14 protein-coding genes are annotated in these 14,416 nt (G+C 62.0%); 10 read left to right on the forward strand and 4 right to left on the reverse strand.

Going from position 1 to position 14,416, the window contains the following annotated elements; translation table 11 throughout:
• Positions 1 to 12: 12 nt before the first annotated feature.
• The gene (locus PQR53_RS10465; protein WP_408452847.1) at positions 13 to 1,128 is read right to left on the reverse strand and encodes an AI-2E family transporter; all 1,116 of its coding nucleotides are present in this window, start codon (positions 1,126 to 1,128) and stop codon (positions 13 to 15) included.
• 268 nt (positions 1,129 to 1,396) lie between these two features.
• Between PQR53_RS10465 and PQR53_RS10470 the strand changes: the two genes are divergently transcribed.
• From PQR53_RS10470 to PQR53_RS10485, 4 genes are all read left to right on the forward strand, one after another.
• Positions 1,397 to 2,611, forward strand: coding sequence for a DUF2863 family protein (locus PQR53_RS10470; RefSeq protein WP_408452850.1), 1,215 nt, complete (start codon positions 1,397 to 1,399; stop codon positions 2,609 to 2,611).
• Positions 2,612 to 2,822: 211 nt separating this feature from the next.
• On the forward strand, positions 2,823 to 3,698 hold the full coding sequence (locus PQR53_RS10475; protein ID WP_408452852.1) for a response regulator transcription factor: 876 nt from the start codon (positions 2,823 to 2,825) through the stop codon (positions 3,696 to 3,698).
• 112 nt (positions 3,699 to 3,810) lie between these two features.
• Complete coding sequence (locus PQR53_RS10480) at positions 3,811 to 4,485, forward strand: energy-coupling factor ABC transporter permease (protein ID WP_408452854.1); 675 nt, start codon at positions 3,811 to 3,813, stop codon at positions 4,483 to 4,485.
• Positions 4,486 to 4,650: 165 nt separating this feature from the next.
• Positions 4,651 to 5,319, forward strand: a complete 669-nt coding sequence (locus tag PQR53_RS10485; protein WP_408452857.1) for a BspC domain-containing protein — start codon at positions 4,651 to 4,653, stop codon at positions 5,317 to 5,319.
• A 116-nt stretch (positions 5,320 to 5,435) separates the two neighbouring features.
• Here PQR53_RS10485 and PQR53_RS10490 read toward each other — a convergent pair whose 3' ends face one another.
• Positions 5,436 to 6,590, reverse strand: coding sequence for a M14 family metallopeptidase (locus tag PQR53_RS10490; RefSeq protein ID WP_408452860.1), 1,155 nt, complete (start codon positions 6,588 to 6,590; stop codon positions 5,436 to 5,438).
• A 15-nt stretch (positions 6,591 to 6,605) separates the two neighbouring features.
• Positions 6,606 to 7,415 carry a peroxide stress protein YaaA gene (gene yaaA, locus PQR53_RS10495; protein WP_408452862.1) on the reverse strand — a complete coding sequence of 270 codons (810 nt, stop codon included), beginning with the start codon at positions 7,413 to 7,415 and terminating at the stop codon, positions 6,606 to 6,608.
• Positions 7,416 to 7,472: 57 nt separating this feature from the next.
• Here yaaA and PQR53_RS10500 point away from each other — a divergent pair, with 57 nt between their 5' ends.
• Positions 7,473 to 7,964, forward strand: coding sequence for a putative toxin-antitoxin system toxin component, PIN family (locus PQR53_RS10500; protein ID WP_408452864.1), 492 nt, complete (start codon positions 7,473 to 7,475; stop codon positions 7,962 to 7,964).
• 145 nt (positions 7,965 to 8,109) lie between these two features.
• On the forward strand, positions 8,110 to 9,282 hold the full coding sequence (locus PQR53_RS10505; RefSeq protein ID WP_408452866.1) for a pyridoxal phosphate-dependent aminotransferase: 1,173 nt from the start codon (positions 8,110 to 8,112) through the stop codon (positions 9,280 to 9,282).
• A gap of 109 nt (positions 9,283 to 9,391) precedes the next feature.
• Here the strand turns inward: PQR53_RS10505 and PQR53_RS10510 are convergent, their stop codons facing one another.
• Complete coding sequence (locus PQR53_RS10510) at positions 9,392 to 10,039, reverse strand: glutathione S-transferase family protein (protein WP_179741668.1); 648 nt, start codon at positions 10,037 to 10,039, stop codon at positions 9,392 to 9,394.
• Between the two features lie 127 nt (positions 10,040 to 10,166).
• On the opposite strand from PQR53_RS10510, the gene PQR53_RS10515 reads away from it, so the two are divergent.
• The 4 genes from PQR53_RS10515 to PQR53_RS10530 are packed head-to-tail and all read left to right on the forward strand — an operon-like array spanning position 10,167 to position 14,372.
• Entirely contained in the window at positions 10,167 to 11,723 is a 1,557-nt protein-coding gene (locus PQR53_RS10515) for a 3-hydroxyacyl-CoA dehydrogenase (RefSeq protein WP_408452868.1), read from the forward strand.
• Positions 11,720 to 12,508: an oxepin-CoA hydrolase, alternative type gene (locus PQR53_RS10520; RefSeq protein WP_179741666.1), complete on the forward strand. Its 789-nt coding sequence runs from the start codon at positions 11,720 to 11,722 to the stop codon at positions 12,506 to 12,508. The genes PQR53_RS10515 and PQR53_RS10520 overlap by 4 nt, the downstream gene beginning before the upstream one ends.
• Positions 12,509 to 12,529: 21 nt before the next feature.
• Positions 12,530 to 13,246, forward strand: coding sequence for a histidine phosphatase family protein (locus PQR53_RS10525; protein WP_408452870.1), 717 nt, complete (start codon positions 12,530 to 12,532; stop codon positions 13,244 to 13,246).
• Positions 13,247 to 13,265: 19 nt separating this feature from the next.
• Entirely contained in the window at positions 13,266 to 14,372 is a 1,107-nt protein-coding gene (locus PQR53_RS10530) for a phosphotransferase (protein ID WP_408452872.1), read from the forward strand.
• Positions 14,373 to 14,416: the final 44 nt, after the last annotated feature.

The following is a 14,416-nucleotide window of genomic DNA, read 5'->3' on the forward strand; positions in this document are numbered from 1 at the left end:
CTGGAATTTATTTCAAGGCGCCTTTTCTATGCGCCCTGACTCCTCGGCAGCCGGCACTTTCAAGTCAGCCGTCAGAGCATGCGCTGCCGGAGCACCGATCGTCCAATCGTGCAGCACGGTATAAGCAACTGCCAGCAAAGTTGGGCCGATGAAAACGCCAAGGAAGCCAAAAGCAAACGCGCCACCCAGGATGCCCAGCATCACCAGTATTAGCGGCATGTCACTACTCTTACCAATCAGTATCGGCTTGATGACATTGTCGGACATGCCGACGACCAACACGCCCCACACGACCAGAAAAATTGCCCAACCCGTTGCGCCGCCGTGATACAGCCAGATCGCCGCGGGCAACCAGACGACAACCGGACCGCCCGGTATCACGGACAGGAAGAACGTCGCCAGACCAAGCAGTGCTGGCGCCGGGACGCCCGCAATCCAGCAACCGAAGCCGGCAAGAATGCCTTGCACAAGCGCCGTGCCGAGAATTCCGTAGACCACGCCCTTCACCGTGCTGCCCGCCAACGCCAGCAAGTAATCGGCGCGTTCGCCGGCGATGCGCCGCATGCCCGCCCTCAGCCAGGCCGCAGCGCCCTCCCCTCCGGTATAAAAGAAGAATGCAAGCACGATACTCAGCGCCAACAAACCCAGACCATGCGTAACGGCAATCGCAGCCGCCAGGATCCACTTGCCAGCCGGCGCCGCAAGCGCATGCATTTGCGCGATCAGTTCGGAGTTGCTGCTCGTTACATTTGCCCAGAACGTCTCGATGTTCGAGCCGATCAGCGGGATTCGCCCCACCCACGGCGGCAAATCCGGCAAGCCAGCCTCGAAGAGCCTTTGCACCAACGCGACGATGTCGTGAACGTGCGCACCGAAAGCAAAGCCCGCATACACGAACGGGCCAAGCACCACAACCAGAATGATGAGTACGATCAACGTAGCGGCCAGCTTCCGCCGGCCGCCGACGGCCGCAGTCAGGCGCCGGTACAAGCCCCATGAGCTATAACTAAGAATCGCGCCCCACAGCAACGCGGTCGTAAAAGGCGCCAGCACCAGCAGGGACCCGCCCACCAATATGATCAACGCGAACACCGCCGCGAGACGTTCAATCAGTTGGTCGGATTTCACTATGAATCTCCTGTTGTGCCAGACCACAGCGAAGAATAGACACGCTTGTCAGGCGCCCACTGAACGCAGTCAGTATAGAAGCGAGTCGCGCCCCTGGGCACGACTTATATCATTCGGCCAAGGCGCCATGCAACGCATCCGGAGGCACCCGCAAGAGGCTTATTTTCAGCGCGGAAACGTCCCAATCCATTCGGCATATTCAGCCAAATAATATGTCGGCATAGAAAAGACTAGAATATAAGGTTCTGTGCACCCAACTTCCGGATTTATGCGCTCGCGAATCGCCAAACGTCTCCCCCCCGATGCCGACAAGCTTGTCGGTCTCTCGCTCGCGCTTTTCGCGTCGGGCAGCCGCACCGAAGATCGCTTCTGGGAAGCGAAGCTCGATGTGCTGCTGGCCAAGATCGTCCGCAACGCCAACCAGACTACGCTGGACGCCGCGCTCGATCATCTGCAGCAAAATCATCCCGATGCTTACGGCGCACTCGCCGACATGGCAGAGACGCACAGCGAGTCGTTCATCGTCGAACATGAAGGCGCTCCTTACGAGGCGCTGCTGATTGCCGCGCCCGTGCTGGCCTGGACTCGCTACATGATTCCTTCGGGCCCGCTCAAGGCGGACGCAGCCGACGCGCTGCGCGCGCACCTGCAGGCGCACGTGCTCGCAGCCAATACGCGTGTCGCCATGGTGCCGTTCCTGTACAGCATCGATCAGCTACCGCGTCACCACGTCGAAACCTGGCGCATCGCCCAGCAACTCGCTCAAGCAGCGATGGCCGGCGGCAACGTCAAACTCAATTTTGGCGAACTGCCGGAAACTTCACCGATCCTTGCCGACCCGCGCTTTCTGCTGGCTGTGGTCGCGGCGCCGGTAGGCGAGCCGGCGTTTCGCTGGCAGGAGGAAGAAAACGGCAGCCGGATCGAGCGTGGCCAATGCCTTGAACAATGGGCAACGCAAGGCGGCGCGAATCTTTCGCTGGTACTGCCCGGATGTGAATTCGAGTGCCTGCTGCCAGACGCCTATTATTCAGCTTGCCGCGACGCCGACGAACGCGTGCGCCCTCATACGGTGCGTACAGCAGTGCGCTACCTGTTCGACACAATCGGCGCGGCGCCGCAGGAGTTGCGCGCGGTTGTCGCGGGCTTCGGCGAGCGCCGTATCGACGAATACCGCGTTGGCTTCACGCGCCGCGGCAGCAACGACGTGATCTACGGCGTCGTATGGCCACTTTATGGCCGCGAGAACGGCGAACCCGGTATCGATGAAGAACCGCAAGAGACCGCTGCGTCAGATGACCCGATCGAAGAAATCGTCGCGTTGCTCAAGGAAACCGGTGTGACTGACGTGCGCCGCCACTCGGGCCGCTTCGAGCCGGAATATTGTGATGACTGCGGTGTCCCGCTCTACGCGGACCCGCTTGGCGAAATCGTCCACGCCGAAATGCCGGAGGACGCGGAGCCCGCGCAACCGCATTTCCACTGAGCCACCGGCGCGATTGAGCCGCGCCGTCGACACCAGGAAGCCCCGCCGCGCGCGGGGCTTTTTTGTGTCATTCCTCCTATGCCTTTTGGACAGGCCGTCAAAACGAAGGGAATTTGCCATCATAGTGTCGGTGGCGCATCGTAGTGCGCTCGGCACCCCCGCCGGACCGCACACATCGCGCCACCTCGCCCGATTCATCTGGAGACATGGCATGCGATTCTCAATACTCAACTCAGACGCGGAACGCCGCGATGGACTCAAAGCGCTGCTGCGGCAAATCGACCGGCTAGCACGCTTCAACGAAGCACAGGATTGGCGTCAGGTTGAGCGTACGCTCAAGCGCCTGCGCCCCGACCTGCTCGTGATCGATTGGCAGGACTGGATGTCGGTTGACGATGCCCGTCATCTGCTTAGCCACTACCCGGACCTGCGCATTGCCGTGCTGACCGACGAGGTCTCGCCAGCCGTCGTGAGGGACCTGATGGACGAAGGTGTGCTCGGCGTGGTTCCGCGCGAAACCGACCCCTGCCTGATCGTGCGCGCTTTCGAGATGGTTCTGCTAGGCGGTCACTACGTGCCGCCCGGCGCGTTGGCGCTCAAGCCGCTGCTACCGCCGGACGCGGTCATCCGGCCGTTCGACGAAAAGACTCCGCCACCGCGCAGGACCAAACTTTCCAGCGGCCTGTCGCCTCGCCAGGAGCAGATCATGCGCTGCGTCCACATGGGCAGCACCAACAAGATGATTGCGCGCACGCTCGGCATCAGTGAAGGCACCGTCAAGATCCATCTGACCAGCATATTTCAGCAACTCGGCGCGCCCAATCGCGCTGCGGCGGTCGCGCTCTACAACGGCTGGCTGTCAGCTCATTTGCAAGTACTGCGCAACGGAGACGCAGGTCCGCTCCGTCCGGTAATGGGGCAAGCCGGCGTGGTGCCATTGCGGCGCCGCACGCCGCAGCGCTTTCAGTATCCGTTGCCCGCGAACGACACGGCCGACACGCTGCCAATGGCAGCCGAACCGAGCACGCCTTACGGCGATATGCCCGCCGGGCCGGCGGCGGAGCAGGTCATGCAAGGTCCCGCATAACCTCAGCCGGCGCACACGCCAGAATCGGAAGGTGCACTTTCTGGCAGCGTTTGCGCCGGCTGGCATGGAATCCGCTCACACCTTTTCTCGTCCAACGAGTAATATGAGATACATGGGTTTCCTCTACACACCGCTTCCGTTCTGGGTCGCTGTCGGTGGCTGGATCGCCACTGCGATAGTGGTCGCGCTCGCGCTGTGGAAAAATCCTTTCAAACGACTTCAAGACGGCACGCTCCAGCATGTCTGGCTCGCGATCATCGTCGCGGTGTCGGTGCTGTGGGCGAGCAACGCGTGGCTCGACGACGGCACGGTCATGCATCTGCTCGGCGCCACGCTGGTCGTCACATTATTCGATTGGGCGCTGGCGCTAATCGCCATGGCGATCGTCACTGGTCTCGCCGCTGTCATCTTCGACGCCCCGTGGCAAGGCATTGCGCTGACTTTCCTCGTGTTCGGTGCGTTGCCTGTCGGCATCTCGACCTTGATCCAGCGCGCCAGCATCGCCTGGCTGCCGCGTAATCTCTTCATGTTCATCCTGGGCCAGGGTTTTGTCTCACCCGCCATTGCCGTGTCGCTCACGGCGGCCGCGGCGCTTGGCGTTCACATCGCACTGGCCGACGGTTCGATGACCGTGGTGCCGGCCGGCTACGCGTTCAGCGTGCTTCTGCTAGCCACCGGCGAGGCCTGGTTCACAGGCATGTCGACGGCATTGATCGCGGTCTATCGTCCGGCGTGGGTCACCACTTATGATGTGCGCCGTTATCGATTGGGCGGCCCACGCACCTGACAGAGACGCGGCATCGAGTATCTATCTGCGGCAATCAGTCATCTCGACACGTAAGCGCTTGAGTCCATGCACCACGACAGGACAAAATATTTGTGTCAGGATTGAACTCATCCCTCTCGCCGTGCATCTTACGTGCCTCACGTCTCTTAGCGTCTAACGAACTAGATGGATCGCCCCAACGTACCGCGCCGATTACTGCGGCTGGTCGGCCGGTTAGCAACATTTGCAGCGAGTCTCTCGCTCATCTGCACTGCTCCCGCATACGCCGATCAACTCGAACAGCACAACGATCTCGTCAACAAATTTGTCAATGACATGCATGCAGACCCGTTAGTCGCAGACTGCGCTGCGCATGGCGATTTTGTTGCAAGCACATCGACCGTCTTCGACCATGTCGAATTTCCACCCAACTCCTTCGACAACGCGCATGCGTCCGTCACGCCCTGGAACGATTCGTTCGACGAGGGCAAGCAGCGTGTCAAGGTGGACAACATCGTGACAGTCGAAGGTCTCGGTATCCGTCAGAGCGGCGACGGCGATCCAGCCGATCTCAAGTTCCGCTGCGGCTATGTAGGCGCCCAGATGCTCGCGTTCAGCTGGAACGATCCAGTGCCCCCGGCGCGCGCGCAGAGTTCAGGATCGGCAGGATCGCGTGCGTCGTCGGGCAAGCATAAGAGCGTGAAGGGCAAACACTCCGCCGGCGGCAAAACAACGACGAAGAAAGCGGCTGGCAAGTCCTCGAAGGCAAGCTCGGGAAAATCTTCGCGAGCAACTTCCAGCAAGTCTTCGAGCAAATCGGCCGCGAAGAAGTCCACGGCGAAAAAGAGTCAATAACGGGCAAAGACCTCGCAGTCATTTCGACTGACCCGCGCTTCGGGGTCATTCCGGCGCCAAGTAAAAAGCGGGCACACACCTATACAGTGTGTGCCCGCTTTTTTTGAAACGGCAGGTCAGGCAAACGTCTCCACGTGCCGCAAAATTGCCTGCAGCATGGCGGCGCCCAGCGAAGCGCTACGTTCGCCGTTCCAACCCACCCGCTCGTCCGGCAGGTTGGCGTTGTCCTTGAACGGCATCTCCAGCGTCAACGACAGACAGCCGAATTCATTGCCGATGTACTTTGAAGCCAGCTTGAGCGCATCCTCGCGATACTTGCTCGCGGCGTAGCCGTACTTGTCCTGGAAGTCGGGACTCGCATGCTTGAACGCCTCAATGAACGCTTTCTGCTCCTCCCCCTGCCGCTCGGTGAAACCCGGCAGCATTTCGGAGCCGGCCACGAAGACGTAGGGCAGCGCTTCGTCGCCGTGGATATCGAAAAAGAGATCGCAACCGGTCGCGTGAATTGCGTCACGCACCACCAGCACCTCGGGACTGCGCGCGGCGTCTGGTTCCATCCATTCGCGGTTCAGGTTCGCACCCGTCGCGTTGGTGCGCAGATTGCCGTGCACGCTGCCGTCCGGATTCATGTTCGGCACGATGTAGAACACCGCGTGATCGTAGAGCTTGCGCGCCACCGGGTCGCCCACCCAATCGCCCCAGCCCACGAGACGCTTGACGAGACCTTCGATAAACCATTCGGCCATCGTTTCGCCCGGATGCTGGCGCGCGATCAGCCAGATCTTCTTTTTCGGCGTCTCGCCGGTTTGCGGCGTGCCGAGCGTCAGCAGCGACATCGGCCGGCCTTCGACAGTCTTGCCCAATTCCGTGAGCGTGGCCTGTGGCAATTGCTGGACCGCGCCGAGAAACTCCGAGTGGCGTTCCTCGCCATACGGCTCGAAATACGCGTAGTAGATGCGGTCGAAATCAGGCGTGTGGTCGATCGTCAGCACACGCCCGTCGTAGGAAGTCGGCACGCGGAACCAGTTCACCCTGTCGTAGCTTGCCACCGCCTGATAGTCGCGCCAGCCTTCGGCGAAAGCGCACGCCGCGGCATTTTCGAAGATCATCACGCAGCGCTCACCGGACGCGCCGGACAAACGGAAATAGAACCACTGCGCGAACTCGGCGTGACTGTCGGGCCGCACGCGCAGACGGATGTTGCCAGCGTCTTCGCAAGCCAGCACTTCGATTGCGCCCGCGTCGAAGTTGCTCGTAATCGATAACGTCATGATGTGCTTCCCTGCTTAAGTGCTTGTATGCGCGGCAATCGCCTGGTCGGCGATGCGACGGCGGAATACGTAAGTGGAATCGTTCGAGGCTTCGGCGTCGAATGCATAGCCTTCGGAGTCGAAGTCCTTCAACTGCTCGGGCTTGTCGAGGCGGTTCTCGACCGCGTAGCGCGCCATCAGACCGCGCGCGCGCTTGGCGTGGAAGCTGATGATCTTGTAGCGGCCGCCCTTCCAGTCTTCAAACACGGGCGTGACGATCGGCGCGTCGAGAAGCCTGGGCTTGACCGACTTGAAGTACTCGCCCGACGCGCAGTTGACCAGCACGCGCGACGCGACCGTGTTCTTCTTCAGTTGCGCGTTCAAAGCCTGCGTGATCCGCTCGCCCCAGAACGCGTAAAGATCCTTGCCGCGCGCGTTGGCAAAGCGCGTACCCATTTCGAGCCGATACGGCTGTAGCAGGTCGAGTGGGCGCAGCAATCCGTAGAGGCCGGACAGCACGCGGACGTGGCTTTGCGCGTAATCCAGATCGGCCGACGACAACGTCTTCGCGTTGAAGCCTTCGTATACGTCGCCATTGAACGCGAGTACCGCCTGCTTGGCGTTGTGCGTGCCAAAACTCGGCGACCACTCCGCGTAACGCTGGAAATTGAGGTGCGCAAGCTGATCGGAAATGCTCATCAGCGAGCCGATCTGCTGCGGCGACAAACGACGCAAGCCGCCGATCAATTCGGCCGCGTCGTCGACGAAATCGGGGATCGTGTGTTTTTTGACGTGCGGAGGGGTTTCGTAGTCGAGCGATTTCGCCGGCGACAGAACGATTATCATAGAGGCTTGCAGGCACGCCGTGCCTGGCGGTCAAAGACGAAAGCCAGATTGTAACGAATGCCCGGTTCCCATGCCTCACACGGCGCTTTGCGCGTCGTCCTCGATTCCAATGTGTGGATCGATATTCTCGTGTTCGACGATCCGCACACGCGGCCGATCCGCGCCGCGCTCGAAAGCGGCGCGCTGGCCGCGCTGATCGACGCGCGCTGCCTCGCCGAACTCGCCCACGTGCTCGACTATCCGCAATTCGTGCATCGCAATGTCGACAAGGCGGCGGCGCTTGCCGTCGTCGCACGGCTCGCGCAGCTGGTCGAGCCCACGGCACCCGCGGAAGATGCCAGCCCGCTGCCCAAATGCAAAGACCGCGACGACCAGAAATTCCTCGAACTCGCCCACGCCGCGCAGGCCCACTGGCTGGTATCGAAAGACCGCGCGGTCTTGAAACTTGCCAAACGGATTGCGCGCGACTTCGGTTTTCAGATTGCACAGCCGGCGCCGTTCGTCAGCGCCTGTATGAGCGCGGCAGACGAACCCGCGCCCGTGCAGTAACCCGTGTAACCCTATGACCCTTGGCCGGATGGCCAACGTTGGGCCGAAGGTGCGCACGCAGCGCCGCGTTTTCCCTACAATCAGGCTTCGTCCTTTTCAAACGACGCCTTTCGCCAATTCACTCGACCCCGCTCCGGACAGCGCCATGAATGCACCGCACGACACGCCCATGAGTCCCTCGTTTCCGTCTCGCCTGCCGGACGTCGGCACGACGATCTTCACCGTGATGAGCGCGCTCGCCGCCGAAAAAGGCGCGGTGAACCTCGGCCAGGGCTTCCCCGACTTCGGCTGCGATCCCCGCATTGTCGACGCCGTCGCGAACGCCATGCGCGACGGCCACAATCAATACCCGCCAATGGCGGGCGCCGTGCCGCTGCGTCAGGCGATTTCGGACAAGATCGCCAATCTGTACGGCCGCCGCTACGACGCCACCAGCGAGATCACCGTGACCGCGGGCGCCACGCAGGCGCTGCTGACCGCGATTCTCTGCACCGTGCATCCGGGCGACGAAGTGATCGTGGTCGAGCCGACCTACGACAGCTACCTGCCGTCGATCGAGCTGGCTGGCGGCAAACCGGTATTCGTCACGCTCGAAGCGCCCGACTACACGATCCCGTTCGACAAGCTTGCCGCCGCGATCACCCCGAAAACGCGGCTCCTGCTGATCAATACGCCGCACAATCCGACCGGGACAGTCTGGCGCAGCGAAGACATGCGCAAGCTCGAGGAAATCGTACGCGGCACGAACGTACTGATTCTGTCGGACGAAGTGTATGAACACATGGTGTACGACGGCGCGCCGCACGAAAGCGTGGCGCGTTATCCGGAACTGGCGCAGCGCAGCTTCGTGGTGTCGAGCTTCGGCAAGACCTACCACGTCACTGGCTGGAAAGTCGGCTACGTCGCCGCGCCCGCCGCGCTCACTGCGGAATTCCGCAAAGTGCACCAGTTCAACGTGTTCACGGTCAACACGCCGATGCAGGTCGGTCTTGCCGGCTACATGAAGGATCCGGCACCGTATCTGGATCTGCCCGCGTTTTATCAGAAGAAACGCGACTTCTTCCGCGCCGGCCTCGCGGATTCCCGCTTCAAGCTACTGCCTTGCACGGGCACGTACTTTCAATGCGTCGACTATTCGGCGATCAGCGATTTGCCCGAAGCCGATTTCGCGCAATGGCTGACCGGCGAAGTTGGTGTCGCGGCGATCCCAGTCTCGGCGTTCTATCACGAAGCCCATGAATCGGGCGTGGTGCGTTTCTGTTTTGCCAAGCAGGAAGCCACTCTCGCCACCGCGCTCGAGCGGCTGGCGCGGCTCTAGGAGGTCCCGCGCGATGCTGCGAACGAACCCACGTTCCTCGCCATCGCGCGCAGCGGCCCGCACGTGCGTTGCACGCCCGGATTCATTTCGGCCTCAATGCCGCCACACCTCACGCCGGACGCGAGGCCGCGATATACGCCTTACGATCTTCGGTCACGCGTTGCGCGGCCGGCCGGGCGTTGATCGCCTTCACATAGCTTTTCCAGTCCACACCGGCGTCGAGCAGGAAGTCGCGACCGTAGACAGTCTGCGTCGCCATGCCGACCAGCGGCAGGCTCACATAACCCGCCGCGTCAGCGACACTGAAACGCTCGCCGCCCAGATACGGTCCGAATTTCGCAATCCGCTTGAAGCCGGCAATGTGATGTGCGAGCAACTTCTCAACACGCCCCTTGGTTGCGTCAGTCACGGTACCGCCGAAGAACGCCTGCTTGTAGAGATTGCGTGCGGTCAGTTCGAGATGCACGTCCACGAACATGATCAACTCGCGTTCCTTGGCCGCCTCCCATGGGTCAGCAGAGAAAATCGCCTTGTCGGGAAAACGCGCGGCCAGGTACTCGACGATGCTTTGCGATTCGCACAGATCGCCGTGCTCGGTCTGGATATAGGGCACCTTGCCGAGCGGAGAATGCTCGAGCATCGTCTCTTCCTGGCTCGGCAGCACGAACACTTCCTCGAACGGAATGCCGTGTTCGAGAAGCACGAACTTCACCTTGTTGTAATAGTTCGAGAGCGCGAAACCGCACAGCTTGATCATCGGGTGTCTCCTTCCTTCGAGTTGTTTGAGACCGCGCGTCGACATCAAATGCGGCGGCCTTCGATCAATCATCCAGTAAATTGCACGATCGTGCTATTCTAAAATAACCATGGAGTCGAGCATCACAATGACCTCTCGCAATTTCAGCATCGAGACTATCGGCATCGTTGGAACCGGTGCAATGGGTCGTGGCATCGCCCAGATTGCCGCACTGGCGGGCCTTACCGTACGTCTGTACGACACGAATCCCGCCGCGATCGGCGCCGCGCGCGACTACCTTGCCGAGACTTTCGCCAAATTGACCGCCAAAGGCAAGCTCGATCAGGCCCGCTCGCTCGCCGCGCTGGCGAACGTGAGCGGCGCGCAGGTCATCGGCGATCTGGCCGATTGCGATCTGGTCGTCGAGGCGATCGTCGAAAAGCTCGAGGTGAAGCAAGCCCTCTTTCGCGAACTCGAAGCAGTGGTAAGCGGGCGCTGCGTGCTGGCATCGAATACGTCGTCGTTGTCGATTACCGCGATTGCGGCGGGCTGCACGAATCCGTCGCGCGTAGCCGGTTACCATTTCTTCAATCCGGTTCCGTTGATGAAGGTCGTCGAAGTGATCGACGGGCTGCGCAGCGATCCCGCCGCCGGCGACGCGCTGATGGATCTCGCGCGCCGCATGGGCCACACGCCGGTGCGCGCGAAAGACATGCCCGGCTTCATCGTCAATCATGCCGGCCGCGGCATGAATACCGAAGGCCTGCGCGTGGCGGGCGAAGGCGTGGCGAGCTTCGCAGACATCGACCGTATCATGCGCGAGCAGGCGGGGTTTCGTCTCGGGCCGTTCGAACTGCTCGATCTGACCGCGCTCGACGTATCGCATCCCGTGATGGAATCGATCTATCACCAGTTCTACGAAGAGCCGCGCTTTACGCCCTCGCCGATCACGGGCACGCGGCTCGCGGGCGGATTGATCGGCCGCAAGACGGGCGAAGGCTTCTACCGCTATGAAGACGGCAAACAGCAAGTGCCCGCCGAGGCGCCCGCGCCGACCGAACTGCCGCAAAGCGTGTGGGTCAGCAAGCGCTATCCGCAAGCGCATGAAGCCGTTGCGCAACTCGTCACCAAGGCCGGCGTCAAGCTCGACGAAGGCGCCACGCCCGCAGCGGACTCGCTGATCGTCGTGACACCATTCGGTCATGACGCGACCACCGCTGCCGTCGACGAAGCACTCGATGCCACCCGCGTTGTCGCTATCGACGCGCTATTCCCGCTGCTCGCGGCGCAACGCCGCACGCTGATGACGACACCCGCCACCAGCCGCGCCGCACGTGAGACCGCGCACGCGCTGTTTGCCGCTGACGGCATTCCCGTCACCGTCATCCGCGACTCGACAGGCTTCGTCGCGCAACGCGTGGTGGCGACCATCGTCAATATCGGCTGCGACATCGCACAGAAACAGATCGCCACGCCGGACGATATCGACCTCGCCGTGATGCTCGGCCTCGGCTACCCGCGTGGGCCGCTCGCACTCGGCGATGCACTTGGCGCGGCAACAATTCTCACCATCTTGCGCAATATCTATAGCGTACTCGGCGATCCACGCTACCGTCCGTCGCCGTGGCTGGCACGGCGTGCGCAACTTGGCCTGTCGCTCACTCAACGCGACGCCGCCGACACTCAAACGGAGACCCAACAATGAGCGCCGAACTGCTGACCTCGCGCCCGACCGAAAGCGAATCGACGCTAGTCCTCACGCTGTCGAACCCCGGCGCACGCAATGCGCTGCATCCGGACATGTATGCCGCGGGCATCGAGGCGCTCGATTCAGTCGAGCGCGATCCGTCGATCCGCGCGGTCGTGATTACCGGCGCGGACAACTTCTTTTGTGCCGGCGGCAATCTGAACCGTCTACTGGAAAACCGTGCGAAAGATCCATCGGTACAGGCCGAGAGCATCGATCTGCTGGGCGAATGGATTTCGGCGCTGCGTCTGTCGTCGAAGCCGGTGATCGCTGCTGTCGATGGCGCCGCGGCCGGCGCGGGATTTTCGCTGGCGCTCGCATGTGATCTGATCGTCGCCGCGGAGGACGCCAGGTTCGTGATGTCGTATGCGCGCGTCGGTCTCACGCCCGACGGCGGCGGCTCATGGTTTCTCGCGCAGGCGTTGCCGCGCCAGCTGGCAACCGAGGTGCTGATCGAAGGCAAACCGATCGGCGCCACGCGTCTGCACGAACTCGGCGTCGTCAACAAACTGGCGAGGGCCGGCACAGTGCGCGACACGGCTGTCGCCTGGGCTGACGAGCTGGGCAAGATTTCGCCGAATTCGGTCGCGCGCATCAAGGGGCTCATTAGCGCGGCCGGCACCCAGCCGCTCGCCGAACATCTGGTTGCCGAGCGCGACAGCTTCGTCGCATCCCTGCACCATCGCGAAGGGCTCGAAGGAATTTCCGCATTCCTCGAAAAACGCGCGCCGGTCTACAAGTGAACCTCAGTGAACGAAGGGACAATGCCTGACTATCAACTCCCGAAGCGCCGCCGGGTCTTCCTGATGCGTCACGGCGACGTGACCTACTTCGACGACAGCGGCCGCGCGATCGATCCTGAAACCGTACCGTTAAATGCGAACGGCCGCGAGCAGGCAAGCGCGGCAGGCCGCGTGTTCGCCGGGCAGCAAGTCCGGTTCGACCGGGTGATCGTGAGCGGTTTGCCGCGCACGGTCGAAACCGCGCAGCGCGTATTGGCCGAGACCGGTCAGCGGATCGAGATCGAGATCGAGCCTGCATGGCAGGAAATTCGCGGCGGTAAGCTTGGCAATATTCCACTCCAGGACATGGAAGCGGCATTTCTCGGTGTGTTCGACGGCATCGTGCCGGAAAGCACACGCTTTCTCGACGGCGAAACCATCGGCGCGTTGTTCGACCGCGTGTTGCCCGCGGTGGCGGCATTGCGCGAGGACACGTCGTGGGACACCGTGCTGCTGGTGCTGCACGGTGGAGTGAATCGCGCGATTCTGTCGCACGCGCTCACCGCCGGAGGGCGCACTTTCTTCGGCCATCTGGCGCAGGCCACCGGTTGCATCAACGCGCTCGACGTCGGCGCCGCGCCGCGCGACTGGGTGCTGCGCACGATCAACTATTCCCCGCCGTCGCCGCTCCATCGCGACGTTCGCAACACCACGATGGAAATGCTCTACGCACAATTCATTCAATACAAGCGTAGCTGAACCGAACTGGAGGAGACATATGGTGCAAGCCACACAGACCGGCGAACCAGAACACAAACCGGATTACTCAGACTTCGAGGGCACGCGTCCGGTCAACGAGCGGCAACGCTTCGACAGTGACGCGCTCGCCGCGTGGCTAAGCCAGCATCTCGACGGATTCGCCGGACCGCTCACGCTGGAACAATTCGCGGGCGGCCAGTCCAATCCCACCTTCAAGCTCGTCACGCCATCGCGTGCGTATGTGATGCGCGCCAAGCCCGGGCCAGCCGCGAAGTTACTGCCCTCGGCGCACGCCGTCGAACGCGAATACCGGGTGATGCATGCGCTTGCCGACACCGACGTGCCTGTCGCGAACATGCTCGCGTTGTGCGAGGACGAGAGCGTGATTGGCCGGGCGTTCTACGTGATGGAGTTCGTCGAGGGCCGCGTGCTGTGGGACCAGTCCTTGCCCGGCATGACGCCTGCGGAGCGCACGGCAATTTACGATGAAATGAATCGCGTGATTGCCGCGTTGCATAGCGTCGATGTCACGGCAATCGGCCTTGCGAACTACGGCAAACCGGGCAACTACTTCGCGCGCCAGATCGGCCGCTGGAGCAAACAGTACATCGCATCCGAAACGGAACCGATCGACGCGATGCAACGCCTGATCGAATGGCTTCCGCAACATATGCCGGCCGAAACGAGCGAGCGTGCCTCGGTCGTGCATGGCGACTACCGGCTCGACAATCTGATCTTCCATCCCAATGAGCCACGGGTACTCGCCGTGCTCGACTGGGAACTGTCGACGCTCGGCGATCCGCTCGCCGACTTCGCCTACCACTGCATGGCATGGCACGTCGACCCGACGCAATTCCGCGGCATCGCGGGTCTCGATTGGGCAGCCCTTGGGATTCCCGACGAAACCCAATACGTCGAGCGCTATTGCAAGCGCACCGGCTTCGAGATCCACGGCGACTGGAATTTCTATCTGGCGTACAACATGTTCCGCATCGCCGCGATCCTGCAAGGGATCATGAAACGTGTGGTTGACGGCACGGCGGCCAGCGCTCAGGCGCTCGATGCCGGCCGTCGTGCCAAGCCGATGGCCGAACTCGCCTGGCGCTACGCGCAGAAGGTGCGCTAACCGAATCGAATCGGCGCACCGAACTGCGCTCCCGAACAAACGTC

It is taken from the genome of Paraburkholderia fungorum, from assembly GCF_046027605.1.
In the GTDB taxonomy this organism is placed as follows: domain Bacteria; phylum Pseudomonadota; class Gammaproteobacteria; order Burkholderiales; family Burkholderiaceae; genus Paraburkholderia; species Paraburkholderia fungorum_F.